This is a genomic window from Micromonospora sp. DT63, from assembly GCF_049841615.1.
In the GTDB taxonomy this organism is placed as follows: Bacteria; Actinomycetota; Actinomycetes; order Mycobacteriales; family Micromonosporaceae; genus Micromonospora.
On the sequence record NZ_JBNCKQ010000001.1, the window covers coordinates 327,312 to 348,086 of the forward strand.

At 74.4% G+C, this 20,775-nt stretch carries 10 protein-coding genes; 9 read left to right on the forward strand and 1 reads right to left on the reverse strand.

Going from position 1 to position 20,775, the window contains the following annotated elements; genetic code table 11:
* The first annotated feature begins 8 nt into the window (after window positions 1–8).
* Genes ACLQ27_RS01605 through ACLQ27_RS01640 form a run of 8 tightly spaced genes read left to right on the forward strand, consistent with a single transcriptional unit; the run spans window position 9 to window position 17,573 of the window.
* Window positions 9–6,440, forward strand: coding sequence for an amino acid adenylation domain-containing protein (locus ACLQ27_RS01605; RefSeq protein ID WP_425865373.1), 6,432 nt, complete (start codon window positions 9–11; stop codon window positions 6,438–6,440).
* Complete coding sequence (locus tag ACLQ27_RS01610) at window positions 6,437–11,464, forward strand: amino acid adenylation domain-containing protein (protein ID WP_425865374.1); 5,028 nt, start codon at window positions 6,437–6,439, stop codon at window positions 11,462–11,464. Before ACLQ27_RS01605 ends, ACLQ27_RS01610 begins: the two co-directional genes overlap by 4 nt.
* Before the next feature lies 1 nt (window position 11,465).
* On the forward strand, window positions 11,466–12,575 hold the full coding sequence (locus ACLQ27_RS01615) for an SDR family oxidoreductase (RefSeq protein ID WP_425865375.1): 1,110 nt from the start codon (window positions 11,466–11,468) through the stop codon (window positions 12,573–12,575).
* Window positions 12,572–13,753, forward strand: a complete 1,182-nt coding sequence (locus ACLQ27_RS01620; protein WP_425865376.1) for a Gfo/Idh/MocA family oxidoreductase — start codon at window positions 12,572–12,574, stop codon at window positions 13,751–13,753. The genes ACLQ27_RS01615 and ACLQ27_RS01620 overlap by 4 nt, the downstream gene beginning before the upstream one ends.
* On the forward strand, window positions 13,750–14,526 hold the full coding sequence (locus ACLQ27_RS01625; protein ID WP_357490404.1) for a thioesterase II family protein: 777 nt from the start codon (window positions 13,750–13,752) through the stop codon (window positions 14,524–14,526). The genes ACLQ27_RS01620 and ACLQ27_RS01625 overlap by 4 nt, the downstream gene beginning before the upstream one ends.
* Complete coding sequence (locus ACLQ27_RS01630) at window positions 14,523–15,353, forward strand: FAD binding domain-containing protein (protein WP_425865377.1); 831 nt, start codon at window positions 14,523–14,525, stop codon at window positions 15,351–15,353. The genes ACLQ27_RS01625 and ACLQ27_RS01630 overlap by 4 nt, the downstream gene beginning before the upstream one ends.
* Window positions 15,350–15,853 carry a (2Fe-2S)-binding protein gene (locus ACLQ27_RS01635; protein ID WP_425865378.1) on the forward strand — a complete coding sequence of 168 codons (504 nt, stop codon included), beginning with the start codon at window positions 15,350–15,352 and terminating at the stop codon, window positions 15,851–15,853. Before ACLQ27_RS01630 ends, ACLQ27_RS01635 begins: the two co-directional genes overlap by 4 nt.
* Window positions 15,854–15,881: 28 nt before the next feature.
* Entirely contained in the window at window positions 15,882–17,573 is a 1,692-nt protein-coding gene (locus tag ACLQ27_RS01640) for a carbamoyltransferase family protein (protein ID WP_357575809.1), read from the forward strand.
* A 134-nt stretch (window positions 17,574–17,707) separates the two neighbouring features.
* Here ACLQ27_RS01640 and ACLQ27_RS01645 read toward each other — a convergent pair whose 3' ends face one another.
* Window positions 17,708–19,300, reverse strand: coding sequence for a methyltransferase (locus ACLQ27_RS01645; RefSeq protein WP_425865379.1), 1,593 nt, complete (start codon window positions 19,298–19,300; stop codon window positions 17,708–17,710).
* A gap of 59 nt (window positions 19,301–19,359) precedes the next feature.
* Between ACLQ27_RS01645 and ACLQ27_RS01650 the strand changes: the two genes are divergently transcribed.
* Window positions 19,360–20,757, forward strand: a complete 1,398-nt coding sequence (locus ACLQ27_RS01650) for an LLM class flavin-dependent oxidoreductase (RefSeq protein WP_425865380.1) — start codon at window positions 19,360–19,362, stop codon at window positions 20,755–20,757.
* The last annotated feature ends 18 nt before the right edge of the window (window positions 20,758–20,775 follow it).

The window sequence follows — 20,775 nt, forward strand, 5'->3', positions numbered from 1 at the left end:
GAGAAGACATGCCAGTGCCGACCACGCTGACCCTCGACGGCATGTGCGACGACGTCGCGTCGCTGCTCGACGAGCCGGTGTCGCCCGACGAGGATCTGCTGGAACGCGGGCTCGACTCGATCGGGCTGATGCGGCTCGCCGCCCGCTGGGCCGGCGCGGGTCTCACCTTCGCCCAGCTCATCGAGCAGCGCACCGTCCGGCAGTGGCACGCGCTGGCCCACCCGGCCTCGCCCGCCGACGAGCCGGCCGCCACCGCCACCGCCATCGACGACGAGGTGACGATCGACTCGGACGAGCCGTTCGCCCTGGCGACCATGCAGCACGCGTACTGGGTCGGGCGGGCCGGGGAGCAGGCCCTCGGCGGTGTGGGGGCGCACTTCTACAACGAGTTCGACGGCCGGCACGTGGACCCGGAGCGGCTGGACCGGGCCGTGAGAGCCCTGGTGCGACGCCACGACATGCTGCGCGCCCGTTTCCTCGACGACGGCCGGCAGCAGATCACCCCGGACGGCGCCTGGCCCGGCCTGACCGTGCACGACCTGCGTGACCTGCCGGCGTACGAGCGGGACCAGCGGCTCGCCGACCTGCGCGCCACCCTCTCGCACCGCACCCTGCGGGTGGACCGGGGCGAGGTGTTCGACATCCAGCTCTGCCTGCTGCCCGACGGGGCGAGCCGGGTGCACGTGGAGATCGAGATGCTGGTCGCCGACGCGCACAGTTTCCGGGTGCTCCTCGGCGACCTCGCCCATCTCTACCGCCGGCCCGACGAACCACTGCCACCCATCGGCTACAGCTATCCCGAGTATTTGGCCACCCACGAGCGGCGTCGGGCCGACGCCCGCGAGGCCGCCGCCGGCTACTGGCGCCAGCGGGTGCCCGACCTGCCCGGCGGGCCCGACCTGCCGGTGGCCGTGGCCCCCGAGCGGGTCAGCGGACACCGGGTGACCCGCCACCACCACTGGCTCTCCGGCGCCGACCGGGACCGCCTCGCCGCCCGCGCGCGCGAGTACGGCGTCACCCTGTCGATGGTGTTCCTGACGGCCTTCGCCGAGGTCCTGGCCGCCTGGAGCAGCCGGCAACGCTTCCTGCTCAACCTGCCGCTGTACGACCGGACGCCGTACCACCCGGACGTGCCGTCGCTCAGCGGGGACTTCACCAACCTGCTGCTGCTGGAGGTCGACGCCACCGACGAGGTGCCGTTCGTCGACCGCGCCCGACGCCTCGGCGAGCAGTTCGCCCGGGACGTGGCGCACAGCGCGTACTCCGGAGTGGACGTGCTGCGCGACCTGGCCCGCGCCCGCTCCGAGCAGGCCGTGCTCGCCCCGGTGGTGTTCACCAGCGCGCTCAGCCTCGGCGATCTGTTCGGCACCGACGTGCGGGAGTGCTTCGGCGACCCGGTGTGGACGTCGTCGCAGACCCCGCAGGTGTGGCTGGACAACCAGGTCACCGAGCGTGAGGGGGGCCTGTACCTCAACTGGGACGTGGTGGCGGAGCTGTTCCCGACAGGTGTGTCGGAGGCGATGTTCGCCGCGTACGTCCGGCTGTTGACCTGCCTGATCGACGGCGACTGGGTCGCGTCGCCGGGCGACCTGCTGCCGCAGGAGCAGCGGGCCGTGCGTGAGCGGGTGAACGCGACGGCCGCGCCGATCACGCCGGGTCCTCTGCACGACGGGTTCTTCGACACCGCGGCGCGGGAGCCGGGTCGGGTGGCGTTGTGCGGTGACGGGGTGGCGGTGTCCTACGGGGACCTGGCCGCTCGGGCGTTGACGCTGGCCGGGGCCCTGTCGCGGGCCGGAGTCGCGCCGGGTGACGCGGTCGGGGTGTGCCTGCCCAAGGGCGTCGACCAGGTCGTCGCGGTGCTCGGCGTGCTCGCCGCCGGTGGCGTGTACGTGCCGGTCGGCGTCGACCAGCCCGCCGCCCGGCGGGGCCGGATCTGGCAGCGCGCCGGCGTCCGGACTGTCGTTGGCGTCGACGGGCTCGACCCGGCCGGTGACGGCGGCCCGCCCCTGGACGGGTGCGTGCCCGGGGACGCGGCGTCGCTGGCGTACGTCATCTTCACCTCCGGCTCCACCGGCGAGCCCAAGGGCGTCGAGGTGCCACACTCCGCCGCCGGCACCACCATCGAGGCCATCCGCCAGCGGTTCGACATCGGCGCGGACGACCGGGTCCTGGCGGTGTCGGCGCTGGACTTCGACCTGTCGGTGTTCGACATCTTCGCGCTGCTCGGCGTCGGCGGGGCGGTCGTGCTGATCGGCGAGGAGCAGCGACGCGACGCGAATGCCTGGCGTCGGCTCGTCGACACGCACCGGGTCACCGTCTGGCAGTCGGTCCCCGCGCTGCTGGACATGCTGCTGACCGCCGCCGAGGCCGGCGGCGGGCTGGACCACCTCCGGCTCGCCCTGCTCGGCGGCGACTGGGTCGGTCTGGACCTGCGCGACCGCCTGGTGGCGCTGCGCCCGGACGCCCGGCTCGTCGCCCTGGGCGGCACCACCGAGACCGCCATCCACTCGACAGTCTTCGAGGTCGGCGAGGTGCCGGCGCACTGGCGGTCCATCCCGTACGGGGTTCCGCTGCCCAACCAGCGCTGCCGCGTGGTGGACGGGCGGGGGCGGGACTGTCCGGACTGGGTGGTGGGGGAGTTGTGGATCGGTGGGGCCGGGGTCGCGGCGGGCTACCGGGGCGATCCGGAGCGCACGGCGCAGCGGTTCGTGACCCATGACGGGGTGCGCTGGTATCGCACGGGTGACCTGGGTCGGTACTGGCCGGACGGGACCCTGGAGTTTCTGGGGCGGGCGGACTTCCAGGTCAAGATCCGGGGCCATCGCATCGAGTTGGGTGAGGTCGAGGCAACGCTGACCGACTGTCCCGGGGTACGCGAGGCCGTGGTGGTGGCCGTGGGCACCAGCATCCGCCGGCTCGCCGCCGCCGTCGTCCCCGAGGCGTCCGGCGTGGACCCGGAGACGGTACGGGCGTTCGTCGTCGACCGACTGCCCACGTACATGGTGCCCGAGCACGTCGCCGTGCTCGACGCGCTGCCGTTGAGCGGCAACGGCAAGATCGACCGGCCGGCGGTGGCACGACGGCTCGCCGAGGGCACCGGCCGGTCCACCGCGTTCGAGCCGCCCGTCGGACCGGTCGAGACGGCGCTGGCCACCCTCTGGGCCGACCTGCTCGGCGTGCCTACCGTCGGCCGCGCCGACAGCTTCTTCACCCTCGGCGGGGACAGCCTGCTCGCCACCCGCCTGCTCGGGCGGATGCGCTCGGCCGGCCTGGCCGGCGGACAACTGCGCCGCCTCTTCGCCGAGCCGACGCTCGCCGGGTTCGCCGCCGGCGTACGCCTCGACACGGGCGCCGCCCTGACCGGAACCTTCGTGGCCGACCCGGCGCACCGCCACGAGCCGTTCCCGCCGACCGACGTGCAGCGGGCGTACTGGATGGGCCGCAGCGGCGACTTCGCCCTCGGCGAGGTCGGCTCCCACTGGTACTGGGAGTTCGACGGCGAGAACGTCGACCTCGATCGACTCACCGCGGCCTGGAACCGCCTCGTTCGCCGGCACGAGATGCTGCGGGCCGTCTTCGACGCCGACGGACGTCAACGCGTCCAACCCGAGGTGCCCGACGTGACCATCGAGGTCGGCGAGGGCGAGGCCGCCCTCACCGACCTGCGCGAACGGCTGTCGCACCGGATCGCCGACCCGACCCGCTGGCCGCTGGTGGCCATCGAGGCAGTCCGGTACGGCGAGCGCCGCGTCCGGCTGGCGTTCAGCTTCGACTACATCGTGCTCGACGCGCTCAGCATCGTGACCGTCTTCGCCGAGCTGTCCGCCCTCTACGTCGACCTCGATGCGCCGCTGCGCCCGATCGGCGTGTCGTTCCGCGACTACGTCCTCACCGCCCGGCCCGACGAGGCGACAGTCGAGGCCGACAGGCGCTACTGGTCGGCGCAGGCCGCGCAGCTGCCCCCCGCGCCGCGGTTGCCGCTCGCCGTCGACCCGGACCGGGTGCGCGCCCCCCGCTTCGTCCGCCACGCGGCACGGCTCGGCCCCGCCGAGTGGACCGCCCTGGTCGACGCCGCCCGCGCCCACGGGGTCAGCCCGGCCGCCGTGCTCGCCACCGCGTACGCCGAGGTGCTCTCGGCCTTCAGCGCGCGGCCGGACCTCACCCTCAACCTGACCCTCTTCGACCGCCGCGAGGTGCACCCCGACATCGACCACGTGCTCGGCGACTTCACCTCGCTGCTGCTCGTCCCGCACCGTCCCGGCGCGGCCGACGACTTCCTGACCGTGGTACGTCGCCTCCAAGAGCGCATGTGGGACGGCATGGAACACAACGCCGTCTCCGCCATCTGGGTGCTGCGGGAGATCGCGCGGCGCACCGGCGCCCCCGCCGCCATGCCCGTCGTCTTCACCAGCGCGCTGGGCATCAGCGACGAGCTCGTCAGCATGGCGCTGCCGTTCGGCGAGCAGATCTGGGGCGCCTCGCAGACCCCGCAGGTGTGGCTGGACAACCAGGTCATGGAACGCGACGGTGGCCTCAGCATCAACTGGGACGTGGTGGCCGAGCTGTTCCCGCCCGACGTGGTGGAGACGATGTTCGCCGCGTACGTCGAGCTGCTGACCACCCTGGCGGCCGGAAACTGGGCGCGGCAGGTGCCGGTCGGGCTCCCCGCCGCGCAGCGGACCGTGCGTGAGCGGGTGAACGCGACCGCCGCGCCGATCACGCCGGGTCTGCTGCACGACGGGTTCTTTGCCTGCGCGGCCCGCCAGCCGGGTCGGGTGGCGTTGTGCGGTGACGGGGTGGCGGTGTCCTACGGGGACCTGGCCGCTCGGGCGTTGACGCTGGCCGGGGCGCTGACGCGCGCCGGGGTCGCGCCGGGTGACGCGGTGGGGGTGTGCCTGCCCAAGGGCGTCGACCAGGTCGTCGCGGTGCTCGGCGTGCTCGCCGCCGGTGGCGTGTACGTGCCGGTCGGCGTGGACCAGCCGTCGGTGCGCCGGGAGCGGATCCTCACCCGCGCCGACGTGAAGACCGTCGTCGGCGCGGACGGGCTCGACCCGGCCGGCGACGGCGGCCCGGCCCTGGACGGCTGCGTCCCGGTGGAGCCGGCGTCGCTGGCGTACGTCATCTTCACCTCCGGCTCCACCGGCGAGCCCAAGGGCGTCGAGGTGTCCCACGCGGCGGCCGTAAACACCATCGCGGCCGTCAACGACCGGCTGGGCCTCGGCCCGCACGACCGGGTCCTGGCCGTGTCGGCGCTGGACTTCGACCTGTCGGTGTACGACATCTTCGCGCTGCTCGGCGTCGGCGGGGCGGTGGTGCTGATCGGCGAGGAGCAGCGACGCGACGCCCGCGCCTGGCTGCGGCTCGTACGCGAGCACGACGTCACCATCTGGAACACCGTGCCCGCCCTGCTCGACATGCTGCTCACCGCCGCCGGCGACGAACCACTCGGCGCGTTGCGGCACGCTCTGGTCTCCGGCGACTGGGTCGGGCTGGACCTGCGGGACCGGCTGGTCGCCAGCCGACCGGACGCCCGGCTGACCGCCCTCGGCGGCGCCACCGAGGCGGGCATCTGGTCCAACGCGCTCGAGGTGGACGAGGTGCCGGCGCACTGGCGGTCCATCCCGTACGGCTTCCCGCTGCCCAACCAGCGCTACCGGGTCGTGGACGGGCGCGGGCGCGACTGCCCGGACTGGGTGGTGGGGGAGTTGTGGATCGGCGGGGCCGGGGTGGCGGCCGGCTACCGGGGCGATCCGGAGCGCACGGCGCAGCGGTTCGTGACGCACGACGGGGTGCGCTGGTATCGCACGGGTGACCTGGGTCGGTACTGGCCGGACGGGACCCTGGAGTTTCTGGGGCGGGCGGATTTCCAGGTCAAGATCCGGGGCCATCGCATCGAGTTGGGTGAGGTCGAGGCGGCTCTGACCGACTGTCCCGGCGTACGCGAGGCCGTGGTGGTGGCCGTGGGCACCACCACCCGCCGCCTCGCCGCAGCCGTCGTCCCCGAGCCGGGCGTCACCCTCGACCCGGCCGCCACCGGCGCGTTCGTCGTCGACCGGCTGCCCGCGTACATGGTGCCCGAGCACGTCGCCGTGCTCGACGCGCTGCCGTTGAGCGGCAACGGCAAGATCGACCGGACGGCGGTGGCAACCCTGCTCGCCGGCGGCGACAGCGGACCGGCCGACGAGCCACCCCACGCCGGCCTGGAGAGCGACCTCGGCGCGCTCTGGGCCGAGCTGCTGAACTGTCCCGTTCCCGGCCGCACCCGCAACTTCTTCAGCCTCGGCGGGGACAGCCTGCTCGCCACCCGCCTGCTGGCCGCGCTGCGCGAACGCTACGGCGTCGACCTGCCGATGCGGGGCCTGCTCGACCGACCAACCATCGCGGACCTGGCCACCGCCGTGCAGCACGCCGCCGGCACGTACGAGGAAGGGGCCATATGAACGGGCAGGACCTCATCGCCGAGCTGGCGCAGGTCGGTGTGCAGCTCTGGGAGGAAGACGGCCAGCTCCGCTTCCGGGCCCCCACCGGCGTTCTCACCGACCAGCGCCGCGCCGCGCTCCGCCAGCACAAGGAGCAGGTGCTGGCCGTGCTGCGCGACGCCGCCGCGCCCACCGCGGTGCCGCACCCCGAGCAGCGGTACGAGCCGTTCCCGCTCACCGACGTGCAGAGCGCGTACCTGCTCGGGCGGGGCGACTCGTTCGCCTACGGCGGCGTCGGCTGCCACGGCTACGGCGAGCTGACGTTCACCGACCTGGACGTGGACCGGCTGGAACGCGCCTGGCACGAGGTCGTCGCCCGCCACGACATGCTGCGGGCCGTCGTCAACCGCGACGGCTCCCAGCAGGTACGACCCGACGTGCCGGCGTACCGCGTCGAGGTGCGCGACGCCGACGCGGCCGGCCTCGACGACGCGGTGGCCGCCACCCGGGCGGAGCTGGACCACCGCCGGTACGACCCGCAGCAGTGGCCGCTGTTCGCGTTGCGGGTGACCCGCGGCCCGCACCGCAGCGTCCTGCACTTCTCGATCGACTTTCTGATCTGCGACTTCGTCAGCATCAACATCCTGCTCGACGAGCTGGGCCGCCGCTACGCCGGCGACCCGCCCACCGACGAGCTGACCCTGACGTTCCGCGACCACCTGCTGGCCACCGAACCGCTGCGCGGCGGCCCCCGCCACGACGCCGACCGGGACTGGTGGCTGGCCCGGCTCGACGACCTGCCCCCGGCGCCGGAGCTGCCGCTGCGCGGCGACGCCACGGCCGCGCCACCCCGCTTCCGTCGCCTCGACCTGCGGCTCGACCCGACCGAGTGGGCCGGGTTGCGTCAGCGCGCCGGGCAGCACGGCATCAGCCCGTCGGGCGCGGTGCTCGCCGCGTACGTCGAGGTGATCGCCGCGTGGAGCGTGCACCCGCGCTTCACCGTCGACGTCACCCTGCTCAACCGGACGCCGACGCACCCGCAGGTGGACCGGATCGTCGGCGACTTCACCTCCGTCAGCCTGCTCGCCGTGGAGCAGAGCCCGGACGCGCCGGTGCAGGAGCGGGCCAAGCGCATCCAGGCGCAGCTCTGGTCCGACCTGGACCACCGCCGGTTCTCCGGCGTCGACGTCGTCCGCGAACTGGCCCGCCGTCGGGGCGCCGACGCCGCGCTGATGCCCATCGTCTTCACCAGCGCCATCGGGCTCGGCGGCGATACCGGCGTGGAGGGCTTCGGCGAGCTGGGCTACGGCATCAGCCAGACCCCGCAGGTCTGGATCGACTGCCAGAACATCGAACGCTCCGGTGGGCTGGCCACCAACTGGGACGTCCGCGAGGGCGTCCTGCCCGACGGGGTGGTCGACGAGATGTTCGCCGCGTACACCGCGTTGCTGCGCCGGCTGGCGGCCACCGACGAGGCGTGGGAGGAGCTGGCCCCGGTGGCGCTGCCCGAGGCGAGCGCCCGCCGCCGCGCCGAGGTCAACGACACCGCCGCGCAGCTGCCCGACGGGCTGCTGCACGAGGGGGTGCTCGCCCAGGCGCTGCGAACCCCGGACCGGGTGGCCGTGGTGGCCGCCGACGGCACCCTCACCTACCGGCAGCTCACCGGCCGTGCCACAGCGGTGGCCGCGCGGCTGACCGAGACCGGCTGCCGGCCCGGGGACCTGGTCGCGGTGGTCGCAGACAAGGGCTGGCGGCAGGTGGTAGCGGTGTTCGGCGCCCTGCTGGCCGGTGGGGCGTACGTGCCTGTCGACACCAATCAGCCGCCCGTGCGCCGTGACCTGATCCTCGATGGCGCGGGGATCCGGCACGTCCTCACCGAGGCGTACCGGGTGGACGGCGACTGGCCGGCGGAGGTGACACCGATCGCGGTGGACGACCTGGACGGGCCCGCGCCGACGGCCCTGCCGGCCCGCGCTGTCGGCCCGGACGACCACGCGTACGTCATCCACACCTCCGGCTCGACCGGCACCCCGAAGGGCGTGGTGATCACCCACCGGGCGGCCCTGAACACCGTGGCGGACATCAACACCCGCTTCGACGTGACGCCGGACGACCGGGTCCTCGGCCTGGCCAGCCTGGGCTTCGACCTGTCGGTCTACGACCTGTTCGGCCCGCCGGCGGTCGGCGCGGCGCTGGTGCTGCCCGCACCGCAGCGCCGGGGCGACCCGACCCACTGGGCCGAGCTGGTGGCCGAGAACGAGGTCACCATCTGGAACTCGGTGCCGGCGCAGATGCAGATGCTCGCCGACTATCTCGCCGCCGCGCCGATGGTCCGGGTCCCCTCGTTGCGGCTGGCCCTGCTCAGCGGCGACTGGATCCCGGTCACCCTGCCGGACCAGATCCGCGAGCTCGTCCCCGGTCTGGCGGTGGTCAGCCTCGGCGGCGCGACCGAGGCCGCCATCTGGTCGATCATCCACCCGATCGGGCGGGTCGATCCATCGTGGCGCAGCATCCCGTACGGGGTGCCGCTGACCAACCAGACCTGGCACGTCCGCGACGCCGCGCTGCGGCCTCGCCCGGACTGGGTCGCCGGGGAGCTGTACATCGGCGGGGCCGGGCTGGCGCTGGGCTACCTCGGCGACGAGGCGCGCACCGCCGAGCGGTTCGTCACCGACCCGTCCAGCGGCGAGCGGTTGTACCGCACCGGCGACCTGGGCCGCTACCTGCCCGACGGCACGATCGAGTTCCTCGGCCGGGAGGACTTCCAGGTCAAGATCCGCGGTCACCGGATCGAGCTGGCCGAGGTCGAGTCGGCGCTTCTGGCGCACCCGGGCGTGGGCGGGGCGATCGCCGTGGTCGACGGCGACCGTCCACTGGAGAGACGACTGGCCGCCGTCGTACGGCCCGCCGCCGTCGAGCCCGGCCCCGGGCAGCCGGTCGACCCGGCCGGGCCCATCGCGGCCGGGTCCGCGCTCGTCGCCGGCACCGACCTGGGCGCGTACGCGGCGTACCTGCACGAGCTGGACCAGCTCGGCCTCGCCGCCATGCTGGACACCCTGCGCGCCGCAGGTCTCGCGCTCGATGACCGCCTGCACCGCCTGGACGAGATGTACGCCGCCACCCGCGTCGCACCCCGGCACCGCCGGCTGCTGCGCCGCTGGCTGCGGGCACTCACCGACAGCGGGGTGCTGCGCCACGACGACGACGGCTACCGGCTTATCGGCGGGCCACCGCCGGCCGCACGGGCCTGGGACGCGGTGGCCGAGCGGGCGGCGGCGGTCGGGGAGTCCCCCGAGCTGGTCCGCTACTTCCAGGCCAGCGCCGCCGCGCTGCCGGCGCTGCTGCGCGGCGACGAGGACCCCCTCGCGCTGCTCTTTCCCGGTGGTGAGCTGGAGGTGTCGGACAACCTCTACGCCGACGCCCTGTTCAACAGGTGGGCCAACGCGGTCGCGGCGGCGACCGTCCGGTCACTGGCCGAGCGGCTGGACGGGCCGGTGCGGGTCGTCGAGGTCGGCGCCGGGTCCGGCGGTACGACCGCGGCCGTGCTCGACGCACTGGACGGTCTCGACGTCGACTACCTCTACACCGACCTGTCGGCGTTCTTCCTCGGCGCCGGCCGGCAACGCTTCGCCGACCGGCCGGGGCTGCGTTTCGCACAGCTCGACCTCGACGCCGACCTGGCCGGGCAGGGGATGGCGCCGAACAGCGCCGACATCGTGATCGCCGGCGACGTCCTGCACGCCACCCGGGACGTGCCGGCCACCCTCGCGCGGCTGCGCGGGCTGCTCGCCCCCGGCGGGCACCTGGTGCTGCTGGAGATGACCCGGGAGCACTACCAGATCATGACGTCGCTGGAGCTGCTGGTGCGGCTCGACGACGACCTGGGCGACTTCGCCGACCTGCGCCACGGCACCGACCGCACGTTCCTCACCGGCGACGAGTGGCGTGATCTGCTCGCCGCCGCCGGGGCGTCGCCCGTACTCGACCTGCCGCCGGCCGCCGACCCGATGGCCGGGCTGGGCATGCGGATCATCGCCGCGCGGGTGAAGGCCGACCGGCGGCGGGTGGTGCCCGACGAACTGCGGGAGCACCTGGCCGAACGGCTGCCCGACTACATGATCCCGAGCGTGGTGCAGGTGGTCGACGAGCTGCCCCGCACGGCCAACGGCAAGCTGGACCGGGCGGGCGTACGCGCACTGGTGACGGCCACGACGGCCGGTCCCGAGGCGACCGCCACCGCCCCGCTCACCGAGGTGGAGGAGCAGATCGCGGCCGTCTGGGCCGACGTGCTGCGGGTGGAACGGGTCGGGCGGGACGCGGACTTCTTCGCCCTCGGCGGTGACTCCCTGCTCGCCGCGAAACTCGCCGGTCAGCTCGCCGAACGGGTGCCGGCCGCCGCCGACGTGTTCTTCGACGAGCTGCTGCGCCGGATCCTGGAGCACCCGACCGTCGCGGACCTGGCCGATCACCTGGCCGCCGTCGGCGGCGTCCGACCCGACGAGGAGCCGGCCGTCAGCGACAGCGGCGAGGTGGTGACGCTGGCCGGTGCGGGCCCGGCGCGTTACGTGCTGGTGCACGACGGCAGCGGCAGCCTCGACTCCTACGCCGGGCTGGCCGAGGGACTGGCCGCCGGCGGGGCCGTGTGCGGGATCGTCGACGGTGGCCTGCACCGGTACGCGGGGCTCGACCCGGCGCCGCTTGTGCAACGCCTCGCCGCCGACTACGCGACCGCGCTGGCCGAGCACGTGTCGGCCGGGGAGCTGACGCTTGTGGGCCGGGGTGCGGCCGGGGTGCTGGCGTTGGAGCTGGCCCGGCAGCTCACCGAGTCCGGGGTGGACGTCGTCACCCTGGTGATCGCCGACCCGGTCGACGGCGACGGCTACGGCAGCTCCCCGTACGCGGGTGACGTCACGGTGCTGTGCGCGGCGGAGCCGGACCCGACGAGCGTCGACTGGTGGCGTGACGTGTGCCTGGGCGAGCTGACCGTCCGGCGGGTGCCGGACGATCCGGGCGAGTGGGCCGGCCCGATCGCCGGGGACGGCTGACGTGGCCGCGACGATCGCCCTGGTGGGCGCCACCGGCGGGGTGGGCCGGCACGCCCTGGCCCACCTCCTGGCCTGGGGCGTGGACGTCGTCCGCGCCGGCGCCCGCGACCCGGGCCGGCTCGACGGCGACAACCCGCGCGTCCAGGTGCGGGCGGTGGACGTCACCGACCCGGCGAGCCTGGACGCGTTCTGCGCCGGCTGCCACACGGTCGTCAACTGCGCCGGACCGGCGGCCTCGATCGGCGACGCGGTGGCCCGCGCGGCGGCCCGCTGCGGCGCCGGCTACGTCGACGCGGCCGGCGACGACCCGCTGCACGCGGCCGTGTCCGCCCTGCCCGGGGCCGCCGACCGGGTCGCGCTGCTCTCCGCCGGCCTGATGCCCGGCCTGTCCGGGCTGCTGCCCGCCCACCTGGCCGCGCTGACGCCGGGGGCGCGGCGGATGACCGGGTACGTCGGGGGTCGCGACGGGTTCACGCCCGGCGCCGCCCTGGACTTCCTCGCCGCCGGCACCGTCGAGTACGGCGAGCCGTCGGCCGCGTGGCGCGACGGCGCGCGACGCAGCCGCGCCCTCGCCGCCCAGGCGGATGTGCCGGTGCCGTTCTTCGACGAGCCGGTGCTGGTGCAGCCGTACCTGAGCACCGAGACCGAGCGGGTCGCCCGCCGGCTCGGCCTCACCGACGTCGACTGGTGGTCGGCGTTCGCCGGCAGTCGGCTGCCGGCGGCGCTCGCCGCGGGCGCCCGCCGGGCGCGCGACGGCGCGTCGGCGGCGCAGCTCGCCGACGCGGCCGCCGAGCTGTGCCGGGCGGCCGAGCTGGACACCTTCGGTCGGCCCCGCTACCAGGTGCTGGTCGTCGAGCTGGCCGGCCCGGCGGGCGCGCGCGTGCTGGCCTGCCGGGGGACTGGCGCGAACGCGCTCACCGGCGCGGCGGTCGCCCTCGGCGCCCTGGCGGTCGCCGCCGGTGACGTGCCACCGGGCGTGCACCACCTGGCTGAGGCGGTGGACCCGGCGTGGGCGGTGGACGTGCTGCGCACGAGTCCGGCGGTCACGTCGCTGCGCGTCGAGGACGGCCCGCTGGGGTCGTACGACCTGATCGAGGAGGGGGTGGCGTGAAACCGAGAGTGCTGGTAGCTGGCACCAAGTTCGGCCAGGTGTACCTGCAGGCGTTCCGGCAGCCGGACTTCCCGTTCGAGCTGGCCGGGATCCTCGCCGGGGGCAGCGCCCGGTCGGTGGCCTGCGCGCGGCACTACGGGGTGCCGCTGTGGACCGACGTCGCCCAGGTGCCCGAGGACGTGACGCTGGCCTGCGTGGTCATCCGTGGTGGCCTGCTGGGCGGGCCGGGCGGCGAGGTGGCCCGGGCGCTGATGCAGCGGGGCCTGCACGTGTTGCAGGAGCATCCGTTGCACCACGACGAGCTGGTCGAGTGCCTGCGCACCGCCGGCCGGGCCGGGGTCGTCTACCACCTGAACTCGTTCTACGTGCACACCGCGCCGGTGCGCCGGTTCCTCGCCGCCGCCCGGGCGTTGCTGGCCCGCCAGCCGGCCCGGTACGTCGACGCGGCCTGCGGCTTCCAGGTCGCGTACGCGCTGCTGGACATCCTCGGTCAGGCCCTCGGCGGCGTCCGGCCGTGGGGCCTGGGCCCGGCGGTCGAGCTGCCCGAGCAGGTACGCCGGCTGTCCCGGGTGGACGTGCCGTTCCGCAGCCTCGACGGGGTGCTCGCCGGTGTGCCGCTGACCCTGCGGGTGCAGAACCAGATGGACCCGGCGGACCCGGACAACTACGCGCACCTGCTGCACCGGGTGACCATCGGCACCGAGGCCGGCAACCTGACCCTGGTCGGCACGCACGGGCCCACGGTGTGGAGCCCCCGGCCGGACTTCCCGCAGCAGGTGCAGGACCGGGGGGTGGGCCGGCCGCACTTCGCCGACGGCGACGGCGACGAACCGGACCACCTGGACGTGCCGAGCGCGCAGCCGCTGGCCGACGCGGTGGCGCCCAGCTACCGCCGCGTGTTCGAGGAGGTCTGGCCGGCCGGCGTCGGGTACGCGTTGGGCAACCTGCACGCCGCGGCGCTGGGCGGGAGGAAGCTGGCCCGCCACGGCCAGTACCACCTGAGCCTGTGCCAGCTGTGGCAGGACGTCACGGCCCGGCTGGGGCCACCCGAGCTGGTGCACTCCGTACCGCCGAAGATGTTCGTGGCGTCCGACGTGGCCGAGCTGGCCGGCGCGGCGGCCGGGGCGGTCGACCCGCCGGTCGGCGCGGCGCCGCAGCGGATCGGCGCGCGCCCGTGACCCCCGTCGCGCGGACGTGGCTGCGCTGCTTCCGGCCGCTGCGCTGGCCCGGGCTGCGCCTGGTCTGCTTCCCGCACGCCGGCGGCAACGCCGCGTTCTACAGGTCCTGGTCGGCGCAGGTGCCCGACGACGTCGAGGTGCACGGCGTGCAGTACCCGGGCCGGATGGACCGGTCGGGCGAGCCGTTCGCGGCCGACCTGCCGAGCCTGGCCGACGGTGTCGCGCAGGCGGTCCGGGCCCTGCCGGCGGACGCGCCGGTGGTCCTGTTCGGGCACAGCCTCGGCGCGTCGGTGGCGTACGAGACGGCCCGCCGGTTGGAGGGGCCCGGCAGCGTGCTGCGGGCGCTTGTCGTGTCCGGTCGCCCCGGGCCGGGTCGGCTGCGCGCCACGAGCGTGCACCTCGCCGACGACGACACGCTGTGGGCGGAGACCGGCCGCCTCGGCGGCACCGGCCGCGAGGCTCTCGACCACGAAGGGGTACGCGCCATCGCGCTGCCGGTGCTGCGCGCCGACTACCGGATCGCCGAGACGTACCGCCCGCAGCCACCCGTGCCGCTGCGCGCGCCGGTGCTGGCCTGCGTCGGCACGGACGACCCCGAGGTCACCGCCGACGAGGCCGGCGACTGGGCGGCGCGCACCCGGGGCGGGTTCACCCTGCACACCTTCCCCGGCGGGCACTTCTACCTGCTGGCACGCCGCAACCAGCTCATCGACACCATCCTGCGCGCCACGCACCGCAGCCCGGTGCCCACCTGGTCGGCGGCCGGCCCGTGATCCCGGCGAGCGTGCACTACCACCGCGCCCGGGACCTCGCCGAGGCGCTGGAGCTGCGCCAGGCGTACGGCGACCAGCTGCGGCCACTGGCCGGCGGGCAGTCGCTGCTGCCGGCGCTCAAGCTGCGCCGCGACCGCGTCGACACCCTGCTGGACCTTGGCCGGGTCACCGAGCTGTCGTACGTGGCGTACCGCGACGACCACTTGGCCGTCGGCGCGCTGACCCGCTATCACCGGCTGCTGGATGACCCGCTGGTCGACAGGCACGCCCCGCTGCTGGCGGTGGCGGCCGCGGCGGTCGGTGACCCGCAGGTGCGACACCTGGGCACCGTGGGTGGGGCGCTGGCGCAGGCCGACCCGGCCGCGGACGTGCCGCTGGCCCTGGTCGCGCTGGACGCCGTGGTGGTGCTGCGCAGCGCGACGGGCGTACGGCAGGTGCCCGTCGCCGAGCTGGCCGTCGCGCCGGGTGTGACGGTCTGTCGGCCCGACGAACTCGTCACCGAGGTCCGGGTGCCGCTGCCCGGCCCGGCGCGGTGGCGCTACCTGACGTTCGCCCGGCCGGCGTTGGAGTGGTCGCTGGTGGCCGTCGCCGTCGCCGACTCCCGGGTGGCGCTGGCCGGGATGGGTCCGACCATCCGGCGCGCGTACGGGGTCGAGTCGGCCCTCGCGCAGGGCGCCGGTGTCGCGGTCGCGGCGGCGCGGGCCGACGAGGGGTGCGACCCGCCCGACGACGCGCGGGCCTCGGTCGCGTACCGGCGGCACCTCAGCCGGGTGCTGGTGGCCCGTGCCCTGACCGATCCCGGCACCACGGTGGAGGAACCACGATGAGCATCGACGCCCGGCCCGGCACGACTACCGTCGCCGTCAGCGTCACCGTCAACGGCCGCCCGGAGAGCCGCCGGGTGCCGGCGCGCACCCTGCTGGTGCACCTGCTGCGCGAGGAGTTGGGGCTGACCGCCGCGACGGTGGGCTGCGACACCTCCTCCTGCGGCGCCTGCACCGTGCTGTTCGACGGACGGTCGGTCAAGTCGTGCACCCTGCTGGCCGCGCAGGCCGACGGCGCCGACATCCGTACCGCCGAGGGGCTCGCCGACGGCGACCGGCTGCACCCGGTGCAGGAGGCGTTCCGGGAGCACCACGCCCTGCAGTGCGGCTTCTGCACCCCGGGGATGGTCCTCGCGGTGGTGAGCCTGCTTGCGGAGAACCCGGGGCCGCTCACCGAGCACGACGTGCGGCACGCCCTCAAGGGCAACCTGTGCCGCTGCACCGGCTACCACAACATCGTCCGTGCCGTGCTCGCCCTCGACGGGGCCCGACAGGCCGGCTGACCGCCAGAGATCGGAAGGGAGGCCGACCATGTCGGCGCGTTACGTACTCGGGGTGAACATCGGCTTCCACGACTCCAGCGCCGCGCTGGTCCGCGACGGCGCGCTCTGCGCCCTGGTCGAGCAGGAGCGGGTCAGCCGCCGCAAGCACGCGGTGGGCCAGCCGCCCGCCGAGGCGATCGCCGCGTGCCTGGCGATGGCGGGTATCAGCCCGCAGGAGGTGGACACCGTCGCCATCGGCTGGGACTTCCGGGACATCCCGCTGGGCCGCAACCGTCGGTTCACCACCGAGGGGCTGCGGGCCATGCTCTTTCCCGACGACGAGGGCCTGACCATGCCGGCGGTCCGCTGGGTGCCGCACCACGTCGCGCACGCGGCCAGCGCGGCGTACAGCTGCGACTGCGACGAGGCGGCGGTCCTGGTCCTCGACGGTGCCGGCGAGACGCAGTCGACCTCGATCGGCAGGTATGCCGACGGCGAGATCGAGATCCTGCGCGAGTGGCCCGTGGAGCAGTCGCTGGGCTTCTACTACAACGCCGCCGCCGAGTGGGCCGGGCTGGGCTACTGGGGCACCGGCAAGCTGATGGGCCTCGCCGCCTACGGCAGGCCCGGTCCCGGTGCGCCGGTGCGTGGAGTTCCCGGCGGGTACGAGCTGGTCCGCGGCACACCCACCGCCGAGGTCCCCACCCGACGTGCCGCGACGCTCGGCCCGCTGATGGCCTACTACCCGGCCGTCGCCGAGTCACTCAAACCCGAGTTCGGCAAGCTGTTCCCGTACGCGCCGCGCACCGGCGAGGAACCCATCGCGTACGCGGACTTCGCCGCGACGATCCAGCAGGGGCTGGAGGAGACGGTGCTGTCCCTGGCCGCGGATCTGCGTCGACGGGTCGACACGCCGGTCCTGGCGCTCGCCGGTGGGGTGGCGATGAACTGCACGATGATCGGCGTGCTGGTGCGCAGTGGACTCTTCGACCGGGTCTACGTCCCGCCGGTGCCCACCGACGCGGGGGTGTCCCTGGGGGCGGCGCTGGTAGCGGCGCGGGAGTGCGGGGAGTTCACGCCCACCCGCCTCGACCACGCGTACTGGGGTCAGCCGATCACCACCGAGGCCGGCGAGGCGGCCGCCGCGCGCGCCGGCATGGCCCACCGCCGCCTCGGCGACGACGACCTGGCCCGCTGCGTCGCCGGGGAACTCGCCCGGGGCCGGATCGTGGGCTGGGCGCGCGGCCGGGGTGAGATCGGGCAGCGGGCGCTCGGCGCGCGCAGCCTGCTGGCCGATCCGCGAGCCCGGCGCAACCTGGAACGGCTCAACGTGCTCAAGGGCCGGGAGATGTGGCGTCCGGTGGCGCCCAGCATCCTCGCCGAGCACATCTCGGAGCTGATCGAGGGGCCGGTCGGGGAACCGTCGAGGTTCATGCTGGCCGCCGCGTCGCTGCGCCCGGACGCCCGGCTGCGGGTTCCGGCGGTGGCCCACGTGGACGGCTCCGCCCGCCCGCAGACCGTGCACCGCGACACCAACCCCGGCTACTGGGCGCTGATCGAGCAGTTCCGGCAGCTCACCGGCGTACCCGCGGTGGTCAACACGTCGTTCAACCTGGCCGGTGACCCGATCGTGAACTCGGCAGCCGACGCGGTCGACACCTTCGTCCGGGCCAAGGAGATCGACCTGCTGGTGCTCGGCGACGCGGTGGTGGCCCGCAGCGAGGCAGACCTGCCGGCGTGACGTGCGTGGGGCCGCCCGACCGGGCGGCCCCACGCCCTCCACCCCCACGCGATCTTGCAGTTTCTGTCGCGGATATGCGCGGAATACCCCGGATGTCGAGGCAGAAAGTGCAAGATCGCGGGGTGGAGGCAGGGTCAGGCGCGGGTCGTTCGGCGGTCGCGCCGCCACACCTGGCGGAGCCGGTCGACGAAGAAGTCCCGGTTCACCCAGTAGAACTCCAGCCAGATGTTGTCCGGATCGCGCAGCCAGATCTGGGATCCCGCCTCGTGCTTGGAGGTGGTGATGCCGGAGTGCGCGACGCCGACGGCGTCCAGGTGGGTCACCCACTCGTCCAGGTCGGCGCGCTCGGGCACGTGGTAGGCCAGGTGGTGCAGTCCCGGACGCCGCTCGTCGAAGCGGTCGGCGTCGACGTCACCCTCGGCCTGGCCCTCGACGCAGCCCAGGACCACCGACGCGAACGACGCGGTGTGCAGCAGGGTGCGGAAGCGGAAGCCGGACTCGGGTGGCGTGACGTCGTTGACCACCACCATCTCGAACACCGAGCAGTAGAACGCGGTGCTGCGTTCCAGGTCGACGACTGTGAGGTTGATGTGGTTGCGGCCGTCCAGGCGTGGCATCGCCGGTCCCCTCAGGCCGTCCGGCCGGCCGTCGCGACGGCCGGCCGTCGCGACGGCCGGCCGGACGGTGCCCCGGTCTCCGTCGGGCGCGGGCACCGCAGGCACGGCCTCCAGGACCGACATCGACGAGGTCGGCGTGATCCGCGACAGCCGGAACCCGGCGTCGTCGAGCAGCGCGCGGAACTCCGGCTCGGTACGGGTCCGCCCGCCGAACAGCGCGAGTGCCTTGACGTCCATCACCTTGCCGGTGTCGTCGTGGTTGCCGTAGCGGCTCACCGACTCGACGATGACCAGCCGGCTGTCGGGCCGGGCGGCGGCGCGGACGTTACGCAGGATCGCGGCGGCCTGCTCGTCCGGCCAGTCGTGAATGATCGTCTTGAGCAGGTACACGTCGGCGCCCTCGGGCAGCGGGTCGAAGAAGCTGCCGCGGCGGACCTCGCACCGGTCGGCGACACCCGCGCGGGCCAGCACGGCCGGCGCCTCGGCCACCACGTGCGGCAGGTCGAGCAGGATCGCGCGCAGCTCCCGGTGGCGGGCGAGCAGGCCGGCGACGAAGGTGCCGTGCCCGCTGCCCACGTCCACAAGGGTCCGGGCCGTGCCCAGGTCCAGCGCCGGCGCCACGGTGCGCAGCACGAACGGGTTGACGCTCTCGGCCGACCGCTCGAACCGGACGCACTCGTAGGGGTGCTCGGCGAAGTGGTCGTAGTAGCGCGTGCCGCCGTGCACGTGCCCGAACGCGGTCTCGCCGGTGCGCAGGCTGTGCGTCAGCCGCGCCCACGAGTAGATGTCCGGCGGCATGAGGGGGAAGCACTCGCGTACCGAGAAGGGGTGGTCGCTGCGCAGCGGCTCGGCCAGTGGGGTGAGCCCGAAGACCTCGGGAGTGACCTCGGTGAAGATGCCCCGGCCGGCGAGCGCGCGCAGGCCACGGGTCAACGCGCCGGGGTCGGCGCCGACGCGCCGGGCCAGCACGTCGACAGGCAACGGACCCTCGATGAGCTGGTCGGCGACCGCGAGGTCACACATGACCCGGATGGTGAACGGAACGATGTAGTCGGCCAGTTCGGTGAGGCGGGTGACCGACGCGAGGTCGATGCGAGGCGTCACGGGCATGTTCGTACGGTATCCGGTCGAGCGTTGCGATACCAGATAGCATACGAGACACTTGATACGTGCATCTGAACCTGTTCACCCAGTGTTCGCCGTCACCGCAGTTCAAGGGGTTCTGGCGGCACCCCGCCGACCGCAGCGCCACCGGCTACCGCGATCTCGGCTACTGGGTCGAGCTGGGTCGCCGGCTGGAGGCCGCCTGCCTGGACGCGCTCTTCTTCGCCGACGTGCACGGCACCTACGACGTCTACCAGGGCTCCTGGAAGGCCGCCGTGCGGCACGCGGTGCAGATCCCGTCGATCGACCCGCTGCTGGTGCTGCCGGCGATCGCGGCAACCACCTCCCGGCTGGGCCTCGCCGTCACCTACTCGACGACGTACCACGCCCCGTACGAGTGCGCCCGGGTGTTCAGCTCGCTGGACCACCTCACCGGCGGGCGGGTGGCCTGGAACATCGTCACCTCGTATCTGCGGTCCGCGTCCGCGAACGGGCTCGGCTCGTACCTGGACCACGACGAGCGCTACGACCGGGCCGACGAGTACGTCGAGGTGGCCCGGCGGCTGTGGGAGGAGAGCTGGGACGACGACGCGGTCCGGCGCGACGTCGCGGCGAACGTCTTCACCGACCCGGACCGGGTGCGCGAGATCGGCCACGAGGGACGCTGGTTCTCCGTGCGGGGCCCGCACCAGTGCGAACCGTCGCCGCAGCGCACCCCGGTGCTCTACCAGGCCGGGGCGTCCGGGCGGGGCATGACCTTCGCGGCCCGGCACGCCGAGGTGGTCTTCCTGACCATGGCGGACCCGGCCAGCGGAGCCTCGCAGGTGGCCCGGCTGCGCGCCGAGGTGGCCGCACACGGCCGTGACCCGCGCTCGGTCAAGGCGTTGCAGGGCAGCATGGTGATGATCGCGCCGACCCGGGCCGAGGCCCGCCGGCGGGCCGAGGAGTACGTGGCGCTGTGGAGTGGCGAGGGCCAGCTCGCCAAGTGGTGTGGCTGGATGGACGTGGACCTCGCGGCGTACCCGGACGAGACGCCGGTGGCGGAGATCGCCGGGCAGGGCAGCCAGAGCTTCGTCGGTTTCCTGCGCCGGCTCGGACCCGAGCGCACCTGGACCGTCGGCGACGTGCGCTACCTGGTGGCGACCGCCCGCCGGCCCCGCACCGGGGCGCCGGTGACCCTCTTCGGCACCGTCGAGCAGGTCGCCGACCGGATGGAGGAGTGGTGCGCGGTGGCCGACGTGGACGGTTTCAACCTGATCCCGTGCCCGACGACCCAGGGCATCGACGACATCTGCGACCTGCTGGTGCCGGAGTTGCAGCGCCGAGGACTGTTCCGCACCGCGTACGACCCGGCGGAGCGGACGCTGCGGGAGCGCTACTTCGGCGCGGGCGCCTCCGTGCCGGCCCGGGTGCCGGCCCGGGACCCGCAGGCGCCGGCCGAACCCGCGCCGGCGCGCGGCTGACCCGCCGAGTTCACGGCC